This window comes from Thermus sp. FJN-A (assembly GCF_054655095.1).
In genome coordinates, this window is record NZ_BAAHSC010000169.1 from 109,030 (window position 1) to 127,681 (window position 18,652).

17 protein-coding genes and 1 riboswitch are annotated in these 18,652 nt (G+C 69.4%); of the genes, 5 read left to right on the top strand and 12 right to left on the bottom strand.

The features are described 5' to 3' along the window. The 6 genes from ACYQ0J_RS04860 to ACYQ0J_RS04885 all read right to left on the bottom strand — a co-directional run bounded on the left by ACYQ0J_RS04860 (position 1) and on the right by ACYQ0J_RS04885 (position 6,903). Positions 1-1,134 carry an MFS transporter gene (locus ACYQ0J_RS04860; RefSeq protein ID WP_460171056.1) on the bottom strand — a complete coding sequence of 378 codons (1,134 nt, stop codon included), beginning with the start codon at positions 1,132-1,134 and terminating at the stop codon, positions 1-3. Beyond that, positions 1,131-2,603, bottom strand: a complete 1,473-nt coding sequence (locus ACYQ0J_RS04865) for a MutS-related protein (RefSeq protein WP_460171057.1) — start codon at positions 2,601-2,603, stop codon at positions 1,131-1,133. The genes ACYQ0J_RS04860 and ACYQ0J_RS04865 overlap by 4 nt, the downstream gene beginning before the upstream one ends. Beyond that, positions 2,600-4,135 (bottom strand): MutS-related protein, encoded by a 1,536-nt coding sequence (locus tag ACYQ0J_RS04870; RefSeq protein WP_460171058.1) that lies wholly within the window; start codon positions 4,133-4,135, stop codon positions 2,600-2,602. The genes ACYQ0J_RS04865 and ACYQ0J_RS04870 overlap by 4 nt, the downstream gene beginning before the upstream one ends. A gap of 30 nt (positions 4,136-4,165) precedes the next feature. Next, positions 4,166-4,226: riboswitch (Fluoride riboswitch) on the bottom strand. Between the two features lie 51 nt (positions 4,227-4,277). Beyond that, the gene (locus ACYQ0J_RS04875; RefSeq protein WP_460171059.1) at positions 4,278-5,114 is read right to left on the bottom strand and encodes an SDH family Clp fold serine proteinase; all 837 of its coding nucleotides are present in this window, start codon (positions 5,112-5,114) and stop codon (positions 4,278-4,280) included. Continuing rightward, a complete protein-coding gene (locus tag ACYQ0J_RS04880) occupies positions 5,111-6,298 on the bottom strand; it encodes a S1C family serine protease (protein WP_460171145.1) in 1,188 nt (395 codons plus the stop codon). Before ACYQ0J_RS04880 ends, ACYQ0J_RS04875 begins: the two co-directional genes overlap by 4 nt. Positions 6,299-6,375: 77 nt before the next feature. Continuing rightward, positions 6,376-6,903, bottom strand: a complete 528-nt coding sequence (locus ACYQ0J_RS04885) for a hypothetical protein (protein WP_460171060.1) — start codon at positions 6,901-6,903, stop codon at positions 6,376-6,378. Positions 6,904-7,087: 184 nt separating this feature from the next. On the opposite strand from ACYQ0J_RS04885, the gene ACYQ0J_RS04890 reads away from it, so the two are divergent. From ACYQ0J_RS04890 to ACYQ0J_RS04910, 5 genes are all read left to right on the top strand, one after another. Next, complete coding sequence (locus tag ACYQ0J_RS04890) at positions 7,088-8,011, top strand: NHL repeat-containing protein (RefSeq protein WP_460171061.1); 924 nt, start codon at positions 7,088-7,090, stop codon at positions 8,009-8,011. 9 nt (positions 8,012-8,020) lie between these two features. Further along, complete coding sequence (locus ACYQ0J_RS04895) at positions 8,021-9,145, top strand: polysaccharide deacetylase family protein (protein ID WP_460171062.1); 1,125 nt, start codon at positions 8,021-8,023, stop codon at positions 9,143-9,145. Beyond that, the gene (locus tag ACYQ0J_RS04900; protein ID WP_460171063.1) at positions 9,142-10,143 is read left to right on the top strand and encodes a heparan-alpha-glucosaminide N-acetyltransferase domain-containing protein; all 1,002 of its coding nucleotides are present in this window, start codon (positions 9,142-9,144) and stop codon (positions 10,141-10,143) included. Before ACYQ0J_RS04895 ends, ACYQ0J_RS04900 begins: the two co-directional genes overlap by 4 nt. Further along, positions 10,089-11,012: a tetratricopeptide repeat protein gene (locus ACYQ0J_RS04905; RefSeq protein ID WP_460171064.1), complete on the top strand. Its 924-nt coding sequence runs from the start codon at positions 10,089-10,091 to the stop codon at positions 11,010-11,012. Before ACYQ0J_RS04900 ends, ACYQ0J_RS04905 begins: the two co-directional genes overlap by 55 nt. Positions 11,013-11,136: 124 nt before the next feature. Continuing rightward, positions 11,137-11,436: an ATP-binding cassette domain-containing protein gene (locus tag ACYQ0J_RS04910; RefSeq protein WP_460171065.1), complete on the top strand. Its 300-nt coding sequence runs from the start codon at positions 11,137-11,139 to the stop codon at positions 11,434-11,436. A gap of 104 nt (positions 11,437-11,540) precedes the next feature. On the opposite strand, the gene ACYQ0J_RS04915 is transcribed toward ACYQ0J_RS04910, so the two are convergent. The 6 genes from ACYQ0J_RS04915 to ACYQ0J_RS04940 are packed head-to-tail and all read right to left on the bottom strand — an operon-like array spanning position 11,541 to position 18,602. Continuing rightward, complete coding sequence (locus ACYQ0J_RS04915; RefSeq protein WP_460171066.1) at positions 11,541-12,113, bottom strand: DedA family protein; 573 nt, start codon at positions 12,111-12,113, stop codon at positions 11,541-11,543. Between the two features lie 10 nt (positions 12,114-12,123). After that, positions 12,124-14,250 (bottom strand): histidine kinase, encoded by a 2,127-nt coding sequence (locus tag ACYQ0J_RS04920; protein ID WP_460171067.1) that lies wholly within the window; start codon positions 14,248-14,250, stop codon positions 12,124-12,126. Next, positions 14,247-14,819, bottom strand: a complete 573-nt coding sequence (gene kdpC, locus ACYQ0J_RS04925; protein ID WP_460171068.1) for a potassium-transporting ATPase subunit KdpC — start codon at positions 14,817-14,819, stop codon at positions 14,247-14,249. The genes ACYQ0J_RS04920 and kdpC overlap by 4 nt, the downstream gene beginning before the upstream one ends. 2 nt (positions 14,820-14,821) lie before the next feature. After that, a complete protein-coding gene (gene kdpB, locus ACYQ0J_RS04930; protein ID WP_460171069.1) occupies positions 14,822-16,819 on the bottom strand; it encodes a potassium-transporting ATPase subunit KdpB in 1,998 nt (665 codons plus the stop codon). Continuing rightward, positions 16,816-18,516 carry a potassium-transporting ATPase subunit KdpA gene (gene kdpA, locus ACYQ0J_RS04935; protein WP_460171070.1) on the bottom strand — a complete coding sequence of 567 codons (1,701 nt, stop codon included), beginning with the start codon at positions 18,514-18,516 and terminating at the stop codon, positions 16,816-16,818. Before kdpA ends, kdpB begins: the two co-directional genes overlap by 4 nt. Continuing rightward, on the bottom strand, positions 18,513-18,602 hold the full coding sequence (locus ACYQ0J_RS04940; RefSeq protein ID WP_460171071.1) for a potassium-transporting ATPase subunit F: 90 nt from the start codon (positions 18,600-18,602) through the stop codon (positions 18,513-18,515). The genes kdpA and ACYQ0J_RS04940 overlap by 4 nt, the downstream gene beginning before the upstream one ends. Positions 18,603-18,652: the final 50 nt, after the last annotated feature.

Below are 18,652 nucleotides of genomic sequence, written 5' to 3' on the forward strand. Positions count from 1 at the left end.
CTAAGCCACCCCCTTCCGAAGGAGGAAGGCCAGGGAGGCCAGGGCCAGGGCCTCGGCGGCGAGCGTCCCCCAGGCGGCGTGGGCGGGGGAGAGGGTGTAGAGGTAGCCCATGAGAAGGCTCCCCAGGAGCCAAGCGGTGCCGAAGACCCCGTCGAATAGCCCGTAGGCCCAGGCGGAACCTTGGGAGAGGTGGCCTACTCCGGCCCGCACCACGCTCTCCTGGAGGCCTAAGGCCCCGCCCCAGAGGGCGGCCCCCAGGGCCCAGGGTAGGGGAGAGGTTCCCAGGAGGACCAGGGAGCTCCCCCACCCCGCCAGGAAGGGCACCAGGAGGAGGACCCGGAAGCGCAGCCGGTCGAAGGCCAGGCCCCCCAGGAAGGCCAAGAGGGCATCGGCCCCCATGGCCAGGGCAAAGAGAAGGGCGATGCCCGCCGGAGGGGCGCCCGCCCGCTCCAGGTGGAAGGCCAGGATCTGGAAGTGGACAAAGCCCAAGGCGAAGAGGCCGGCGAAGAGCAGGTAGAGGGGGAAAGCGCGCGGTAGCGGCGTTTTCCCCGCCCCCCTGGCGGCCTCGGGCTCGAGGCCTCGGGCCCGGGTAAGGAGCCCCAGGGCAAGGAGGGCGGGGACCGCCAACACGGCGAAGCCCAAGCGGTAGCCCCCCTGGGCCACGGCCAGGGCCACCACCAGGGGGCCGAGAACGGCCCCGACCTGGTCCATGAGCTCGTGAAGGCCAAAGGCCCTGCCCATGCCCACTTCAGCCCCGGCCCGGGCCAGAAGGGCATCGCGCACCGGGGTCCTCAGGCCCTTGCCGAGCCTTTCCAGGAAGAGGAGGAGGCTTGCCCCGTAGGGACTCCCCGCCAGGGCCAGGGCGGGGAGGGCCAGGAGGTTCAGGGCGTAGCCCAGGTAGAGGAGGGGCCAGGCCAGGTGCCTCTCTCCCAGGCGGCCCGAGAGGAGGCGGACGGCGTACCCGAAAAACTCGCCCAGGCCCGAGACCGCCCCCACCCAGAGGCTCGAGGCCCCCAAAGCCCCAAGGAAGGCTCCCGAGACGCTCCGCCCCCCCTCGTAGGTGAGGTCGGCGAGGAGGCTCACCAGCCCCATGGCCACCACGAAGCGCCAGGCGAGGCTCACGTCTTCTCTCATGGAACCTCCTCCCCAATGATCCACCCGAGGAGGTCCCGGGCGTAGGCCGTGGGTTCGGGGAGCCCCGGGAGAAGGCGGTAGGTGCGCCTCCCGTCGGGCAGCCGTTCCGCCCGGAGAAAGAGGACGTGGGGATCGTCCGCAAAGGCCGCGGCCAGGGAGTAGAAGTGGGTGACGAGGACCACCCGTACCCCCCGCTCGGCCAGGGCCCGCACCACCTGGGCCCCGAGCTCCGACCCCTCCGGCTCGCTGGTAGCGGCGAAGCTCTCGTTGAAGAGGAAAAGGGGCCGCGCCGTGAGGTGGTCCACCAGGCCGCTGAGCCTCCTGAGTTCCTCCTCCAACTTCCCCGCCGCAAGCTCCCGGTCCTCCTCGCGCTTGAAATGGGTGAATATCCCGTCTACGAGGCCGCTCTCAAAGGCCTCGGCCCCCACGAAAAGCCCGGCCTGCATCAGGATCTGGGCGAGGCCGAGGCTACGCAGGAACGTGGTCTTGCCCCCCCGGTTGGCCCCGGTGATGACGAGGGGGTTCTTGCCGTGGGCCTCGAGGTCGTTGCCCACCGCCCCCCCTTGCCGGAGGGCCAACCCCACGTCGTAGAGGCCCTTAAAGGCCAGGCGCAGGCCTTCCCCGGGGGTGGGGAAGGAAAGGGGCAAGCCCAAGGCCTTCAGCCTCGAGGCCAGGCGGGAAGCGCCCAGGAGGAAGCCCGCCTCCGCCCTAAGGGCCTCGAAGAAGCGGGCCACCTCCTCCACCGCGGTGGCCAGGGCCTTGGCGGCCTCCCAAGCCCCTCGCTCCCGGAGTTCCCTCAGGATCCTGGCCCCGGACTCGTCCCGGGGGTGGAGGGTGAGGACGTAGGCCTTGGGCGGGCGCCCCAGGGACCAGGGGCGCCAAGGGGCCTCCGGGGGAAGCAGGGCATATCCCTGGCCGCGCCCCTCCGGGCCGAGGCTTGCCGCCATGGTGACCCCCCGGGGAAAGCGCAGGGCGGCAAGGTGCTCCTCGGCGCGGCGGAAAAAGCCGGGGGTCAGGACGGAGGCCAGGCGGGCCCGGAGGTCCAGAAAGGGGGAACGGGCGAGGGGGGTCCGCTCCAGGACCTCCAGGAGCTCCTTGAGGCCCCGGAGGAGGACCTCCATCCCCTTGACGGCCCCGTAGAGGTCGATGCGGTCCCGCCGGTAAAGGCTGTAGGCCTCGCGCCGCTTGGTGCGCAGGGTTTCCTCGCTCAGGCGGTAGAGGGTTTCCGCTAGGCCCGGTTGCTGCAACACCTCCCGCACCGCCTCTTGGCGGTAAAGGATGGTGGCGGGGTTCGAGGAGAGGCCCTGGGCCAGGACCTTGCGGGCCACCTCCATAAGGTAGGCGTCCCCCCCGGCCATGGCCTCGAGGACCGTCCCCAGGCCCAGGTCGTGCTCCACCTCCTCCCAGGCAAAGGGAAGGGGACGGCTCAGGTCCAGGTCTTGCTCCGGGTGGAGGAGACCCACCCTCATCCCCCACCCCCCAGGCGCGCCTTCAGGAGGGCATAGGTGAGGCCGTGCTTCTCCGCCAGGGCCAGGGCGTAGGCCTTGCCGTCCGGGGGCCTTTCCCGGATGCGGAAGGTGCGGCGGGCGGGGTCCAAGGGGTCCACCTCCGCCACCAGGCTCCGCGTGCCCGGGAGGCGGGCGAGCTCGTCCAGAAAGGTGACCACCACCGCCAGGCTCCCCCGGGCCAGGATCCGCTTCAGGATGAAGTGACCCAGGAGCCGGGCATCCTCCAGGGGGGCGGAGGCGAAAGGCTCGTTCAGAAGAAGGAGAGAGCGCTCCGTGGCCTGATCCATGGCGTTCTTGAGCCTCAGAAGGTCCTCCTCCAGCTTGCTCTTGAGCTCCTCGGGGTTCTCCCGGACCTCGAAGTGGGTCAGGATCCGGTCCGGTAAGGGGAGACGGGCCCGTTTTCCCGGAACGGGAAGGCCCAAGGCGGCCAGGTGGTGGGCCTGTCCCACCATCCGGGCGAAGGTGGTCTTCCCCCCTTGGTTGGGTCCCGTGACCACCAGGACGCGCGTCCCATCAAAGCGGAAGCCGTTGGGTACGGGAAGCGTACCCTGGGCCACCGCCTTGGCGGCCAGGGCCAGGTCCGCCCCCTCCTCCAGGAAGAAGGGAGGGGTTTCCGCCACCTCGGGGTAGGTGAAGGGGAGGCCCGCCTCCCACAAAGGAGCGATGAAGTCCAGGTAGGCCAGGAAGAAGCGGGCTTCCCACTCCAGCCGGGCGAGGACCGGGTCCACAAAGCCCTGGTGCTGGCGGGAGAAGGCCTCGAGGCGGCCGAAGGCCCCGGGGAAAAGGAGGGCGAGGTGGTCCAGGATCCATTCCTCCACATGGTTCAACCACGGCCCCGGGGGCGGGGAGGAGGGCTCCCAGGTGGGCGTCCCCTCCCCAAAGAAGGGGCGGAAGGTCTCCTGGACCCGCTCGCCGTAGTCGGCCTCTCCCCGGTAGGCCCTCAAGAGGAGGCGCCCCTCGCGTATCTGGAGGGTGTATCGCAGGGCGAGGAGGACCGAGCGGGTGGCCTCGAGGTCCTCCTGGAACCGGCGGAAGGCCGGACCCTGCCGGTAGGCCTCCAGATAGGCCCGGTAGCTCCCAAGCCCCAGGGAACGCGGGAAGTGCCGGCGAAGTTCCTTGTCCAGCGCCGTTACCGCCTCCAGGTAAACCCCGGCCGCCTGCAGGAAGTGCAGGCGCGCCTGCCAGGGATGGCGGGCCTTCTCCCCCAGGCCGAGCCAGGCCCGCACCGCCTCCATGGCCCGGAAGTAGCCCCGGAAGGCGCGGCCCAGCCCCTCTTTCTCCAACTCCCGGGCCACCTGCTGCCGGTGGACCACTCCCCCCTTGGCCGGAAGAGGGGTGCGGAAAAGGGCCTCCAGACCCATGCCCGGGTGCGCCGCGAAGATGTCCCGTTCTAACTGGGAGAGGAGGAGATCCCGGAAGTAACCCGGAACATCCCCAGGGGACGGGATTTCATGGCCGAGCAAGGTCGGGGAAAGCGCCTCGCGCTGCTCCACGCCACCTCCAAACAAAGGACTCCTACCGGGGATCCGGTAGGAGTCATCAGCCCCATGGGCGGTTCAGGCGGACTCCATCGCCTCTAAGGCAAAGCTAGCACGGGCTCTCACCCTTCGTCAAGGTCGGGAGGCTCCCTCCGGTTCACCGCTCCCTCCCTCGGCCGTAGGGCATGGGGATGTACTGAACGCTCGGGCGGCGCATCTGGGCCTGGGGGTAGAGCTCCATGAGCTGGTACACCTCCTTGGGCATCGCTGTGGCTATGGGGAGGCCCAGACCCCTGGCCGCCTCCACGGTGATCGGGTAGTCGTGGGTCCATGTGCCTTGGGAGAGGAGCCTGGCGGTGGTGCGGGCTCGGTCAGGGTCCAGGTGCTTGGAAAGCAGTTTCTCCGCCACCTCTTCCACCTGCTTCATGGCCTTCGCGGCCATGTCCGCCCGGATAAGGGTGGCGTCCTCGATCTTGTCCACGGGCTTGGTCTGGAGCAGGGCCAGGAGGCTTGCCGCCGGGTACTCGCCGATCTGGGGATCAATGGGGCCCAAGACCGCGTTCTCGTCCATGACGATCTCGTCGGCGGCTAAGGCGATGAGGGTGCCCCCCGACATGGCGTAGTGGGGGACGAAGACGGTCACCTTGGCGGGGTGCTTGAGGAGGGCCAGGGCGATCTGCTCCGCCGCCAGGACCAGGCCCCCCGGGGTGTGCAGGATGAGGTCAATGGGCACCTGGGGGTCGGTGAGGCGGATGGCCCTCAAGACCTCCTCCGAGTCGTCCACGTCGATGTAGCGCACCACGGGGATCCCCAGGAGGTTGATGGCCTCCTGCCGGTGGATGAGGGTGATGACCCGGCTTCCCCGCTTGCGCTCCAGGCTTAGGAGGACGCGGGTGCGGGCGGCCTCCAAGGCCTGGCGCTGCAGGTAAGGGCTTAGGAAGGTGAAGATGAGGAAGAGCCAGAAGAGGCCGCTCAGGATCTCGCCCGGGGTCACGGCTGTCCCCTCGCAGGCACCACCCGCACCTCAAAGGTTCTCCCCGCCCGCCACACCTTGAGGACCACCGCTTCCCCGGGCTTGAGGTTGGCGATAAGGTTGGCGAGGTCCGGAGGGGTCGCCAGGGGGTTGCCGTTGGCCTCGAGGAGGACGTCCCCGTCCACCCCGACCTCCACGGCCTGCCCCGTGGGACCGGTCAGGGTGACAAAATGGGTGGCCCCCCGGAGCCCGGCCTTGGCGGCGGGGGAACCCGGGTCTACCTTGACCACCATCAGGCCCTCCGGGGGCAGGTTGTACTGCTGCAGTAGCTCAGGAGGCAACGCCCCCAGGGGAAGGACCTGGACCCCGATGCGGGGCCTTCTGGCCAGGACCTCGGCCTGGCTCACCTCCTTGCCCGCCCGCATGGCGGGGAGCCACTCCTTTACCAGGTTGCTGGGGATGGCAAACCCGATGCCCGAGTACTGCGGAGCCCCCACCTGGCCTGAGGGGGAGAGGATGGCGGTATTCACCCCGATGACCTCGCCGCGAGAGTCCAAAAGGGGGCCCCCGGAGTTGCCGGGGTTGATGGGGGCGTCCGCCTGGATGAGCTTGGGCACCAAGGGGTCCACCGCCCCCGGGTTCTGGCGCAAGGCGGAGACCACCCCCGTGGTCACGGTAAACTCCAGGCCGAAGGGGTTGCCGATGGCGATGGCCTTCTGCCCCACCAGCACCCGGTCCGAGTCCCCAAGGGTGAGCACGGCGGGGGGCTTGGCCCTAACTTGGAGCAGGGCCAGGTCCAGGCCCGGTACCGCACCCACCACCTTGGCTGGGTAGCGTTTGGGGTCCCCGTAGAGGCGCACGCGCACCTCCCTGGCCCCCTGGACCACGTGGTAGTTGGTGAGGATGTGCCCTTCCTGATCGATGAAGAACCCCGAGCCCGTCCCCACCCGAGGGGGCTGGAGGAAGGGCTCGAGGAAGGGGGCGAACTGCGGGGGCACATCAGGGGGAAGGGCCTGCCCGGGAATGAGGCTTTCCACCAGGACCACGCCGGGACCGTACTTGGCCGCGATGGCCACGGTGTTGGCCTCGTCGGGCAGGAGGCCCTGGGGTGGGGGAGGGGTTGGCCCGGCCCCCTGCCCCTGGCCATCCGCCCGGTCCAGGCCCCACCACACCAGGACCCCCGCCATCAGGGCCACGGTGAGCATCCCTAGGAAACCGCTCTTCCAACGCACCGCTTACCTCCTTTGCCCCCCAGGAGCAGGCTCCACGGGCCGGTAAACCCCTAGGGAGCGGGCACGGTGATGAGCCACCCTACCCCGGCTCCCGCCAGGGGGTGGGCCAGGCGGCCGGTCTGGTGCCTGGTGCCCAGGTGGAAAATCTGAATCGTGGGCTTGACGGGGTTGGGGGTTACCTGGGGCGGGTTGGTGAAGCTAACGTCCCAGTAGCCCGCCTTTTCGGTGATCTCCGAGCCGTAGTAGCTGAAGTGCAGGGGCTTGGCAAAGCTGAGGATCCGCTGGCCCGTCACCAGGTCGGTCACCCGCAGGGCGAAGGCGTAGATCACCTTCTGCCCCTTGGGCGCATAGCCCTGCCAAGTGGCCGGGTTCCCCACCAGGAGCTCCAACCGCACGGGATCCTTGCCGAAGGCCTGGTTGGGGACCGTGAGGACCACGCTCCCCAAACCCAGGCGAAGGTAGTCCCAGGGGTTGAGGATAACAGACGCCGCCACCTCGGGGAACCCGTACTGGGCCGGGTCGGGGACGGAAACCGGTTGCGCCAAGGCCAGGCTTGCCCCTAACGCCGCGAGCAGCATGTGCTTTCGCATAGTCCTTCTCACCTCCACCTGCATCCTTGCTCCCATACCTGAACGCTTACTGAAGCCCGTTATCACCCAGCTCAGAAACCTTCCCTGTGGGTTCCGCCACCGGGATTCCCCCTCATCCCCAAAGCGCAGGGGCTTCAGGTGGGCCTCAGGCACCGGGGCTAGGGTGGAGGCCATGAGGGGGCTGGGTTTCGTTGGTTTTTTTTCGCTGGTGGGCCTGCTGGCCTGGGCAAAGGGGCCCTTGGACAAGGGCCTGGTCATCGCCGACGCGGGCAATCACCGCCTGGTGGAACTCTCTGGGGAGGGACGCCTGGTCCGGGTGGTCTCCCTTCCCGCTCCTTTCCGTTACACCGACGACGTGTTCCTGGGCTCCGGGGGTAAGGTGGCCTACATCACGGACCCCGAGGTGGATGCCGTGGCCGCGGTCACCTACCCTGAGGGCCGCCTCCTCTGGCGCTACGGCCGGCCCGGAAGCCCGGGCCGGAGCGTGGGCCAGCTGGACAACCCGGATGACCTGGTGCCCTTGCCCTTCGGGCTTTTGGCCTTGGCGGACATTCGCAACTGCCGCGTCCTCCTTCTCACCCAGGCGGGCAGGCTCGCCCGCGTTCTGGGCAAGACCGGGGTCTGCCGCAACGCCCAGGGTTTCTTCAACAAGCCGAACGGGGCCTTCCCCCTGGGGCAGGACCGGCTGCTGGTGACGGAGATCGTGGGCCGCGATGTGGCCATCGTGGACCTAAAGGGACGGCGTTTGCGAACCCTTCCCTTACCCGCGCGGTATCCCTCCGATGCCAACCTCACCCCGTGGGGTACCCTCCTGGTGGCCGACTGGTCCTTCCCGGGAGCCGTCTACGAGCTAGACCTTCAGGGTCGCACCCTATGGCGCTACGCCCCCACGGATCCCGAAGGCCGCCTAGACCATCCCTCGGTGGCCGTGGGCCTCGCCAACGGCCTGGTGGTGCTGACCGATGACCGTCGCCACCGGGTCTTGGTGGTGGACCGCAGGGGCAGTCGGGTGGTGTTCCAGTACGGTAGGACCGACACCCCGGGAACGGGCCCCGGGCTCCTGCGTTTCCCGGATGGGCTCGATCCCCTCCGTTAGAATGGGCTCATGCTTTGGCTGGCCCTCGCCCTCGCCCCCCTTCCCTACGTGGAGGGGCCTGGACCCTCCCGGCCCCTGCCCCACGAGGCCTTGCCTGCCCTCCACCTTCCCCTCCCCGAGGTGGTGCGGGCCGAATACCTTTCCAACGGGCATCTGGAGGTGGCCCACGTGATCCTCCAGGTCCCCAAGGGGACCCCGCCCTCCGGTCTCCTTCACCTGGCCCAGCAGGCCTTGGGCCTGGCCTTTAAGGCGCGCCCCGGCCTGGACGAGGTGGATCTCTCCCTCTACCCAAGCCCCTATCAGGGGCCCTCCGGTTTTCCCTTGTTTACCGCTAGCGTGCCTCGGGAAAGGGCGCAGGCCTTCTTGGGGTTAAAGGTCCCCACCGGGTACGATCGGCTCTGGCTGAACCCCGGCCTCCTGCCCCAGCGCCCCCTGGACCTGATCCTCGAGGATCGGCCGCGCCTCGAGGGGCCCGAGCCCTTCCGGGCCAAGGAAAAGGCGGAACAGGTTCTTTCGAGCCGGGTGGGGCGCCGGGGTGGGGTCATCTACCACGGCAGCCCTAACCGGCCCTACGCCGCCCTCACCTTTGACGATGCCCCCCATCCCTTGTTCACCCCCCTCCTCCTGGACACCCTGCGGCGCCAAGGCCTGCGGGCCACTTTCTTTGTCATCGGGAGGAATGCGGAAGCGTATCCCTACTTCGTGGCGGATTTGGTGGCGGCAGGCCACGAGCTGGGTAACCACACCTACCACCACGTGCGCCTCCCCGGCCTCCCCGAGGAGGCCATCCGCGCGGAGCTGGAGAGGTGCAACCAGGTGCTGGAAGGCCTTACCGGCAAGCCCCCCCGCTATTTCCGCCCGCCTGGGGGCCGGTATGACCCCACCGTCTTGCGGGTGACCAGGGAGCTGGGGCTCACCACGGTATTCTGGACGGATGACCCCGGGGACTACGCGGGCTTAGCCCCCCGGGTGTTGGAAGCCCGCCTCCAGGCCCACCTCCGCCCCGGGGGGATCGTCCTTTTGCACGACAACGTACGGACCACCCTCGAGGTCCTTCCCGCCTTCGCCCGCCTGGCCCAAGGCCAGGGCCTGGTCCTGGGCCCCCTCTCCTCCCTCCCCCTGGCCTGGCGATGAGAAACCCGGCCCTGGACGGCTTTCGGGGGCTGACCGTCTTCCTCATGCTCCTGGTCAACAACCTCCCCCCAGGCGCTCCGGCGTGGATGGGCCACGGGCCCTTCGGCCACAGCTATTACCTGGCGGACTGGGTCTTCCCCTGGTTCCTCCTGGCCATGGGGGCCGCGATCCCTTTCAGCCGGAAGGCCTTTCTCAAGCGGGGCTTGCCCCCCTGGCGGTACGAGGTGCGGGTGCTCCGGCGCGCCCTCCTCCTCTTCCTGCTGGGCCTGGGCCTCACCAGCCTGCAGGCGGGACACCCCGTGTTCGCGCTGGACGTGCTCCAGCTCCTGGCCCTAGCCTACCTGGTAGGGGCCTGGTTCTACGACCTCCCACCCCTGCGCCGCCTACTCCTCGGCTTCCTGCTCCTCCTGGGCTACGGGGCGGCGCTTCTTTTGGTCCCGGTCCCCGGGGTGGGGGCCGGGGTATTTCGGGAAGAGGCCAACCTCCCCTTGCACCTCAACCGCACCTACCTGGCGCCCCTGGGCCTCCGGGGCCTGCTCTCCGCTGTGCCCACCGGGGGGTTCGTCCTGCTCAGCACCTTCCTGGGGGAGGCCCTGGGGGAGGGAAGGCGGGTCGCGACCCTGGTCCTCGGGCTTTCGGCCCTTCTTCTCGGCCTTGGGGGGAGCCCGCTTCTGCCCCCCGACAAGACGTACTGGACCCCCACCTACCTCCTCCTGGCCCTGGGCCTGGGGGCCTTGCTCCTCCTCGCCCTGGAGAAGCTACCCCCCTGGAGCTTCTGGCCCCTCCGCCCCTTTGGGGTTAACCCCCTTCTCGCTTACGTCCTGCCCATCGCCTTTAAGCTCACCCTTTTCCGGGACCTCCTACCGGAGGCGTCCTCCGCCCTTAGCCTAAGGTTTGGACCCCTGTGGGGGGAGTGGACGTGTACGGCGCTGTATATTCTCGGATGGTGGTTCGTCCTTTACTGGTTCTACCGCTTTGGCTGGGTCTTGCGGCTTTAGCCTTTCCCCTCAGAAGCGAGGCCTTCCGCGTCCTGGTGGCCGATTCCTATAGGGAGGTTTCCGGAGCGCCCGCCTTCCTTCCTTGGCTGGAGGAGGCCTATGCGCGGGTGTTCGGGGAGCCCCTGGACCGGGCGCTCCAGCGGCAGAAGGCCCGAGGCAATCCCCTGGAAGCTGCCCGGTGGGCCTTTGTCTTGGTGAAGCGCCTCCTGCCCCGCTTCAGCCTCGAGGAAGGCTACGAGTTCGCCTACGCCGCCCTCAAGGGGGAGCGCCAGTGCCTGCTCCAGGCGGTCCTGGTCCAGGGCCTTCTCCAGGAAGCAGGCTTTTCCGCAGGGGTCTTCATGGTCTGGAGGAACCCGGAGGGCAAGGAGAGCAACCTGGGGCACGCGGTGGCGGTCCTGCGCCTAAGGGGGCGGGACTACCTGGTGGACCCCTCGGAGCCCATCCCCTTCCCCCGCCACCAGGGGCTCTTCGTGGAAACGGCCGAGGGGTACCGTTTCGTGGTTCCGGTCTACGCCAGGGACGGCAGCATCGTGGGCTACCGCTTCCAGGGTCGGTCTCTTAGGCCAGAGGAGGTCCGGCCCCTTTCCTTTGCCTTCCTGCGCTCCCAGTTCTACTACTACCGGGGGGAGCAGGCGAGGGGAGGGGTTTTCGCCAAGCCCCCGACGCCCACGGGCCTTAAGCGCTCCCTGACCATGCTGGAAAGGGCTACGGCTTTAGACCCCAAGAACCCCCTTGCCCGCTACGTCCTTGGCCTTACCAAGCGCAAGCTCCGCCAGGGGGGCAGGGCGGACCTGGAGGCCGCATACCATCTCTACCAAGCCTACGGCCACGTTCCCGAGGGACCGGCGCGGGCCCTCCGAACCCCTTAGGCAGGGCGGGCGGGGACAAGGGGGGTTGGCTGGGCCGATCAGCCCGCACAGGGTGATGCTTGTCACGTCGCTCCCATGAAGGTCGGCCCTACCCGTCAGGCCTTGGGGGGGCTAAAAAGAGGCCATGGACGCGTTGGCGGAGCTTAGGGAGGTGAGGAAGCGCTTTGGCCGCACCGAGGCCTTGCGGGGCCTCAGCCTGGACCTGCTCCCTGGGGAAACCCCGGCGCTTTTGGGTCCCAACGGGGCGGGCAAGAGCACGGCCATCGGACTGCTGGTGGGCCTTTTCCCCCCGGACGCAGGTGAGGTCCGCCTTTTCGGTCACAACCCGAGGGACTGGCGGACACGGAACGCCTTGGGGGTCACACCCCAGGAAAGCGGGCCAGCATGGATTTCTTCGTTTTTCTCTTTGTTGGAGGACGCCTAAGCCGTATTTAGGTGCCCTACCGCGGCGGAAGCTCCGGTATCCTAAGGGCGCGTTCAGAAAACGCGTCGCAGATCATGCCATCCGGCCCCTGGCCACTCCCCCCGTCACCGCCGCCTCGCCTCCAGGAAGGCGGGCAGGAGGGAGATGAGGACCACCAGAACCACCACCAGGAAGAGGTAGCGGTCCAGGCCCGGCAGGGCCCGCCCAAGGAAATAGCCCAGGAGGGTCACCCCCTGGGTCCAAAGAAGCGTGCCCAGGAGGGACAGGGGGAGGAAGCGGGCGTAGGGGTAGGCGAAGGCCCCCGCCACGAAGGGCATGCCCGTGCGCACCACAGGGACCAGGGGCGCAAGGAGCAGGGCGAGGGCGCCCCGGCGCCTGAGGAAGGCCTCTGCCTTCTCCCAGTGCTCCGGGCGCATCCGAGCCTTGAGCCCCCTTCCCAGCCTCCGCCCCCAGAGGTAGCCCACCTGGTGCCCCAGGAAGGAGCCCAGGAAGAGGAGGGCGAGGCTTGGCCCCAGGGCGAGCTTACCGGCGGCCACGAAGAGGCCCACCGTGACGAGGAAGCTGTCCCCGGGCAGGAAGAAGCCGAAGAGGAGGCCCGTTTCCGCAAAGGGAAGGGCGAGGAGGCTGGGATAGGAGAGGGCTTCCAAGAGGGACTTGGCATCCAGCAACGTGGCCACGGTGTCCAGCCTACCGCAAGGGCCCGGCTCCCCCAAGCCTTCCCGCCGGGGAGGCGGGCCGCGGAGAGGCCCAGGGCCACAGCCTGCGGGCGCCCTTCCTGCCGGACGCAAGGTCTTCGGGCGGAACGAGGAGGAGGGTTTGGGGGAGGCGGCCCGTGGCCTCCTGCGCCAGGGGACCCAGGGGAAGGACCACAAGGCCAGGCGCCAGGCGGCGGACGTAGGCCTCGAGGGCGGCGAGGCGCTCCGCGGGTCCCAAGGGCCCCAGGACCTTGACCTTGGCCCGGTGGGCGTGGGCGAGCTGCAAGAGGTTCTCCGGGGCTCCCTCCGTCAGGAGGTAAAGGGCCTCCCCCAGGTGGTCGGCTACCCGGGCCGCGCGCAGGAAAACCTGCTCCGAGTCGCCATAGACCAGAACGGGCCCAAGGGGGGCGGGCGGCTCGGCGGCGAGCCCGCTTACCTCCGCGAGGGCGAGCTCCCTCAGGGCCCTCAGGTTCTCCTGCGTGAAAAACCCCTTCAGGGCCTCCTCCGCCTTTTCCGGCGGGTAGACCTTGCCCTCCGCCAGCCGCGCCCTGAGGGCCTCGGGGGGCAGGTCCACCAGCACCACCTCGTCGGCCTCCGCCACCACCCAGTCGGGAACCGTTTCCCGTACCCGGATTCCCGTGACCCGCTCCACCAGGTGGGCCAGGGTTTCCAGGTGTTGCACGTTCAGCGTGGTGTGGACCGCGATCCCCGCGCGGGTTAGGGTCAGGACATCCTGGTAGCGCTTTGCGTGGAGGAGGCCAGGGGGGTTGGTGTGGGCGAGCTCGTCCACCAGGGCCACCTGGGGGTGCCTTTGGAGCAGGGCCATTAAGTCCAGCTCCAGGAGGGTTACCCCTTTGTAGACCACGGGCTTGCGGGGCAGGACCTCGAGGCCCTCCAGGAGGGCTTCGGTTTCCTTCCGGCCGTGGGTTTCCACCAGGCCCACCACCACGTCCACCCCCTTGGCTTTGAGTTCGTGGGCCTCCTGAAGCATGGCGTAGGTCTTTCCCACCCCCGGGGCCATGCCCAAAAACACCTTGAGGCGGCCCGGTCCCTTGCCCTCCCGGGGGGCGCTTTGCGGGGAGCGCCGGCGCCTAGGGGAGGTTTCGGGCACCAGGTGGACCTCCACCCCTTGCCGCTCCAGGCGGCGGAGCAGGGCCTTGAGCTGGGTGGGAGGCGGCCAGGGGCGGCTCCCCCCATGGCCGGTCAACAGGGCCTGGGCCCGCACGGCCCGTAGGGCCTCCAGGGTTACGGGGATGAGGGGTCCTGAGCGCACGAGGAAGGTCCCTCCCCGTTCGGCCACGTAGGCTTCCATGCGGGCCCTCCGCTCCTCCTCCAGGGGCGGCGCGGCGCCGAGGAGGGGCTGGGGCCTTGGGTGGAGGACGTAGAACATCCCCCCAAGGCGCCGGGCCCGGAGGGCGGCGTAGTCCACCAGGCGGCGGAACCAGTAGTAGTCCTCCGGCACCAGGACCAGGAGGCGCTCGAGGCCGGGCTCGAGGGAACGGGCCACCCGCCTCAGGGCCATCTCCCTGAGGGCCTTCAGCGTGGGCAGGGAGAGGAGGGGGCTGTGGAGGCCGCGGTAGGCGGGTAGCCCCCTGAGCCTCTCCAGGAGGTCTTCCGGGGGTAGGTCCACCACCACCACCTCGTCCGCCTGCTCCAGGAGGCTGTCGGGGACCCGCTCCTCCACGGGGTGGCGGAGGTAGGCCTCCGCAGCCCCCGCCAGGGACTCCAGGTGGTAGGCGTTTAAGGTGGTGATCACGCTGATCCCGGCCTCCAGAAGTTTGGTTACCTCCTCATGGCGCTTGGGGTGGCCCGGAGGGTTGCGGCGGGCCAGCTCGTCCACCAAGACGGTGCTGGGACGGCGGGCCAGGAGGGCCTCCAGGTCCATGAGCTCGTAGACCCCCTGGCGCTTCGGGGGGATGAGGGGAAGGCCCCCGGCCAGCCGCTCCAGGAGGGGGCGGTCCTTGGGCTCGAGCCAGCCTATGGCCACGTCCACCCCGCGGCGCTTGAGCTCCTGGAGCTCGAGGAGCGCCCGGTGGGTCTTGCCCACCCCGATGGCGTAGCCCAGGTAGACCTTGAGCCGCCCCGGACCGAGGAGGAGCCGGAGGGCTTCAAGGCTCAAGGCCCCTCCCCCTGGAGCCGGTCCAACTCCAGGTTCAGCAACACCACGTGGACCCGGGGCTCCCCGAGAAGGCCAAACTGCCTGCCCTCCAGGTGGCGCCGGACCAAGTCCAGGACCGCCTCCTCGGAAAGCCCCCGGGCCTGGGCCACCCGGCGGGCCTGGAGGCGGGCGTTCTCCGGCGAGATGTAGGGCTCGAGGCCCGAGGCCGAGGCCGTGACCGCATCCATGGGGACGGGGAAACCCTCCGGCAGGCCGTTTTCCGCCCGGTAGGCGCGGGCCCGGGCCGCCACCGCCTGGGCGAACTCCGGGTTTCCCGGGGCCAGGTTGGAGGCCCCGGAGGCCATGGGGTTGTAGGGGAAGCCCCCCGTGGCGGAGGGCCTGGGGTGGAAGTAGCGGGGCGAGCTAAAGGCCTGGCCGAGGAGGGCGCTTCCCACCACCTCCCCTCCCCGGCGGAGGAGGCTTCCCTCCGCCTTCCAGGAGAAGAGGAGGTGGGCGAGGCCCGTGGCCAGGAGGGGGTAGAGGAGGCCTGTGACCAAGGTGAGGGCCAGGAAGAGCCTGAGGGCAACCATGCTTACCTCCCGAGAAGGCCCAAGGCCAAGTCTATGAGCTTGATCCCCAGAAAGGGGACGAGAAGCCCGCCGAGCCCGTACACCAGGAGGTTGTAGCGGAAAAGCTCCCCGGCGGGCCGGGGGCGGTAGGCCACGCCCTTGAGGGCCAGGGGGACCAGGGCGGGAATCACGAGGGCGTTGAAGATGACGGCGGAAAGGATGGCGCTTTCCGGGGTCCTTAGCCCCATGAGGTTGAGGCGGCCGAGCTCGGGGTAGAGGGGGCTTAGGGCGGCGGGCAGGATGGCAAAGTACTTGGCGAGGTCGTTGGCGATGGAAAAGGTGGTGAGGGCCCCCCGGGTGATCAGGAGCTGCTTGCCCACCTCCACCACCTCCAGGAGTTTGGTGGGGTTGGAGTCCAGGTCGATCATGTTGGCGGCCTCCCGCGCTACCTGGGTGCCCGCGTTCATGGCCAGGCCCACGTCTGCCTGGGCCAGGGCGGGGGCATCGTTGGTCCCGTCTCCGGCCATGGCCACCCGGTGGCCCTCGGCCTGGAGCCTCTGGATGAGCCTGAGCTTGGCCTCGGGGGTGGCCTGGGCCAGGAAGTCGTCCACCCCCGCCTCCTCGGCGATGGCCTTGGCGGTGAGGGGATTGTCCCCGGTGACCATGACGGTGCGGATTCCCATCCGCCTCAGGGCGGCGAAGCGCTCCCGGATTCCCCCCTTGAGTACGTCCTTGAGGTGGATGGCCCCTAGGATCCTCCCATTTTCCGCCACCAGGAGGGGGGTGCCCCCGGCGCGGGCGATGGCCTCCACCGCCTTGGCCAGGGGTTCGGGGACGGGTCCCGCCAGCCTGGCGATGGCCTCCACCGCCCCCTTCCGCAGGCTCAGGTTCCCGAGGTCCACCCCCGAGACCCGGGTCTCGGCGGAAAAGGGCACTACCCGGGCCCCCTCGGGCAAGGGCTCCCGCAGGCCGTAGCGGGTCTTGGCGTACACCACCACGCTCCGCCCCTCCGGGGTTTCGTCCGCCAGGGAGGCCATGTAGGCGGCCCAGGCCAGGCGGCTTTCCTCCACCCCTGGGGCGGGGATGAAGGCCACCGCCTGGCGGTTCCCCAGGGTGATGGTCCCCGTCTTGTCCAAGAGGAGGACGTCCACGTCCCCCGCCGCCTCCACCGCCCGGCCGGAGAGGGCCACCACGTTGCGCCGAAGGAGGCGGTCCATGCCGGCGATCCCGATGGCGGGCAGGAGGCCGCCGATGGTGGTGGGGGCCAAGCACACGAAGAGGGCCACCAGCACGGCCAGGTCCGGCCGCCCGCCTGCATAGTTGGTGAAGAAGGGCAGGCTGAGGACCACGGCCAGGAAGATCAGGGTCAAGGCGGCGAGGAGGAGGCTTAGGGCGATCTCGTTGGGGGTCTTCCGCCGCCTGGCCCCCTCCACCAGGGCGATCATCCGGTCCAGGAAGCTCTCCCCGGGCCTGGCCGTGACCCGGATCACCAGCCAGTCGGAGAGGATCCGGGTCCCGGCGGTGACCCCGCTCCGGTCCCCCCCTGCCTCCCGGATCACCGGGGCGCTTTCCCCGGTGACGGCGCTCTCGTCCACGGAGGCGATGCCAAGGACAGCCTCCCCGTCCGCAGGGATATAGTCCCCCGCCTGCACCAAGACCAGGTCCCCAGGGCGTAGGGCGCTGGCGGGCACCGCCTCAAAGGGGGCCTGGGGGTCTGGGGCCTTCAGCCGCTTGGCCACCAGCTCCTGCCGCATCCGCCGCAAGGCCAGGGCCTGGGCCTTACCCCGGCCCTCGGCCAGGGCCTCCGCCAGGGCGGCGAAGAGAAGGGTGAGCCAAAGCCAGAGGTCCACGGCCCAGGTGAAGGCCTGGGGCCGGAGGAGGGCCTCGAGGAGAAGGAGGGCCGCCCCCGCCTCCACCGTGAGCATCACCGGGTTGCGGAGGAGGTAGCGGGGGGAGAGCTTGGCGAGGGCGGAGAGGAGGAGGTCCTTCGGGGTGAGGTAGGCGGCCCGCCGCACCCTCACCACCCCCCGTAGAGCCTGAGGTGGTCCGCCAGGGGGCCGAGGGCCAGGGCGGGGAAGAAGTTCAGGGCCCCGAAGAACAGGACCACGAGGAAGAGCCAGAGGCCGAAGAGGAGGCCGTGGGTGGGGAGGGTTCCCGCGCTCTTAGCCACCCTTCTCCCCTCCGCCAGGGCCTCCGCCAAGAAGAGGACCGGGACGATCACCCAAAAGCGGCCCAGGAGCATGACAAGCCCCCCCAGGTAGGCGTAGGCGGGGTTTGGGGCGAGGCCCGCGAAGGCGCTCCCGTTGTTGTTGGCCATGGAGGCGAAGGCGTAGAGGATCTCGCTGAAGCCGTGGGGCCCGGGGTTGCCCACCTGGGAGGCCCCGTAGGCCGCCCCCCAGGCGGTGGAGCCCAGGACGAGGAGGGGCGTCACCAAGAGCCCGAAGGCCGCAAGTTTGGTCTCCCGCGGGCCCACCTTCTTGCCCAGGTACTCCGGCGTCCGCCCCACCATGAGCCCGGCGAGGAAGACGGCCAAGAGGGCGTAGAGGAGAAGGCCGTAAAGCCCGGAGCCCACGCCCCCGGGGCTCACCTCCCCCAGCATCATGAGGAAGAGGGCGAGGCCTCCGCCCAAGGGGCTCAGGCTGTCGTGGGCCGCATCCACCGCCCCAGTGGAGGTGCCGGTGGTGGCGGCGGCGAAGATGGCGGTGCGGGCGAGGCCAAAACGGAGCTCCTTCCCCTCCAGCTGGCCCGGGCTCTGGTCCACGCCCACCAGGTGGGGGTTGGGCCGGGCCTCGAGGGCGTAGATCCCCAGGGTGGCTGGCACCCAGAAGGCCAAGGCCACCCCGAGGAGGACCAGGCCCTGGCGCATGTCCCCCACCGTCCGGCCGAAGGCGAAGAAGAGGGCGGTGGGGATCAGGGTCTCGGCCAGGATCTCCAGGAGGTCGGCGAGGGGAGTGGGCCCCTCAAAGGGGTGGGCGGTGTTGGCCCCATAGAACCCTCCCCCGTTGGTGCCCAGGTGCTTGATGGCCACCTGGGAGGCCACGGGGCCTAAGGGGATCGTGACCTCCTGTCGGGGGAGGGAGGGGTCCAGGAGGTTCGCCCGCACGGGTGGGCTCAGCGTCTGGGGCACCCCCTGGCTCACCAGGAGGAGGCTTAGGACCAGGGCCAGGGGCAGGAGGAGGTAGAGGGTGGTCCGGATGAGGTCGGCGTAGGCGTTTCCTAAGCTTCGGGTGCCGCTCCGCACCAGGCCCCGCATCAGGGCGAAGGCCACCGCAATCCCCGTGGCGGCGGAGAGGAAGTTCTGCACGGCGAGCCCCAGCATCTGGGCCAGGTAGCCCAAGGTGTTCTCCCCGCCGTAGAACTGCCAGTTGGTGTTGGTCACGTAACTCGCCGCGGTGTTGAAGGCGAGATCGGGGGGCATCCCCGGGAAGCCCAGGGGGTTCAGGGGCAGGGCCTTCTGCCCCCGGAGGAGGAGGTAGAGGAAGAGGAGGCCGATGCCGTTGAAGAGGAGGAGGGCCTTGCCGTAGCCCCGGGCGTCCATCTCCTCCTGGGGGTCCACCCCGCCCAGGCGGTAGAGGAGCCTTTCCAAGGGCCCAAGGAGGGGGGTGAGAAAGCTCCTTTCCCCCGCCCAGAGCCGGTGAACGTGGAGGCCCAGGGGGTAGGCCAGGGCGAGGAGCAGGCCGAAGAAGAGGGCGATCTGCAGGAAGCCTTCAGGGTTCATGAGAGTTCCTCCGGAAAGAAGAGGACCGCGAGCAAATAGGCCACCAGGGCCAGGCCGAGGACGAAGGCCAGCGCTTCCATGGCCATCACCGCACCCTTCCCAGAAGCTCCAGAAGCCCTAAGCTCAAAAGCAGGGC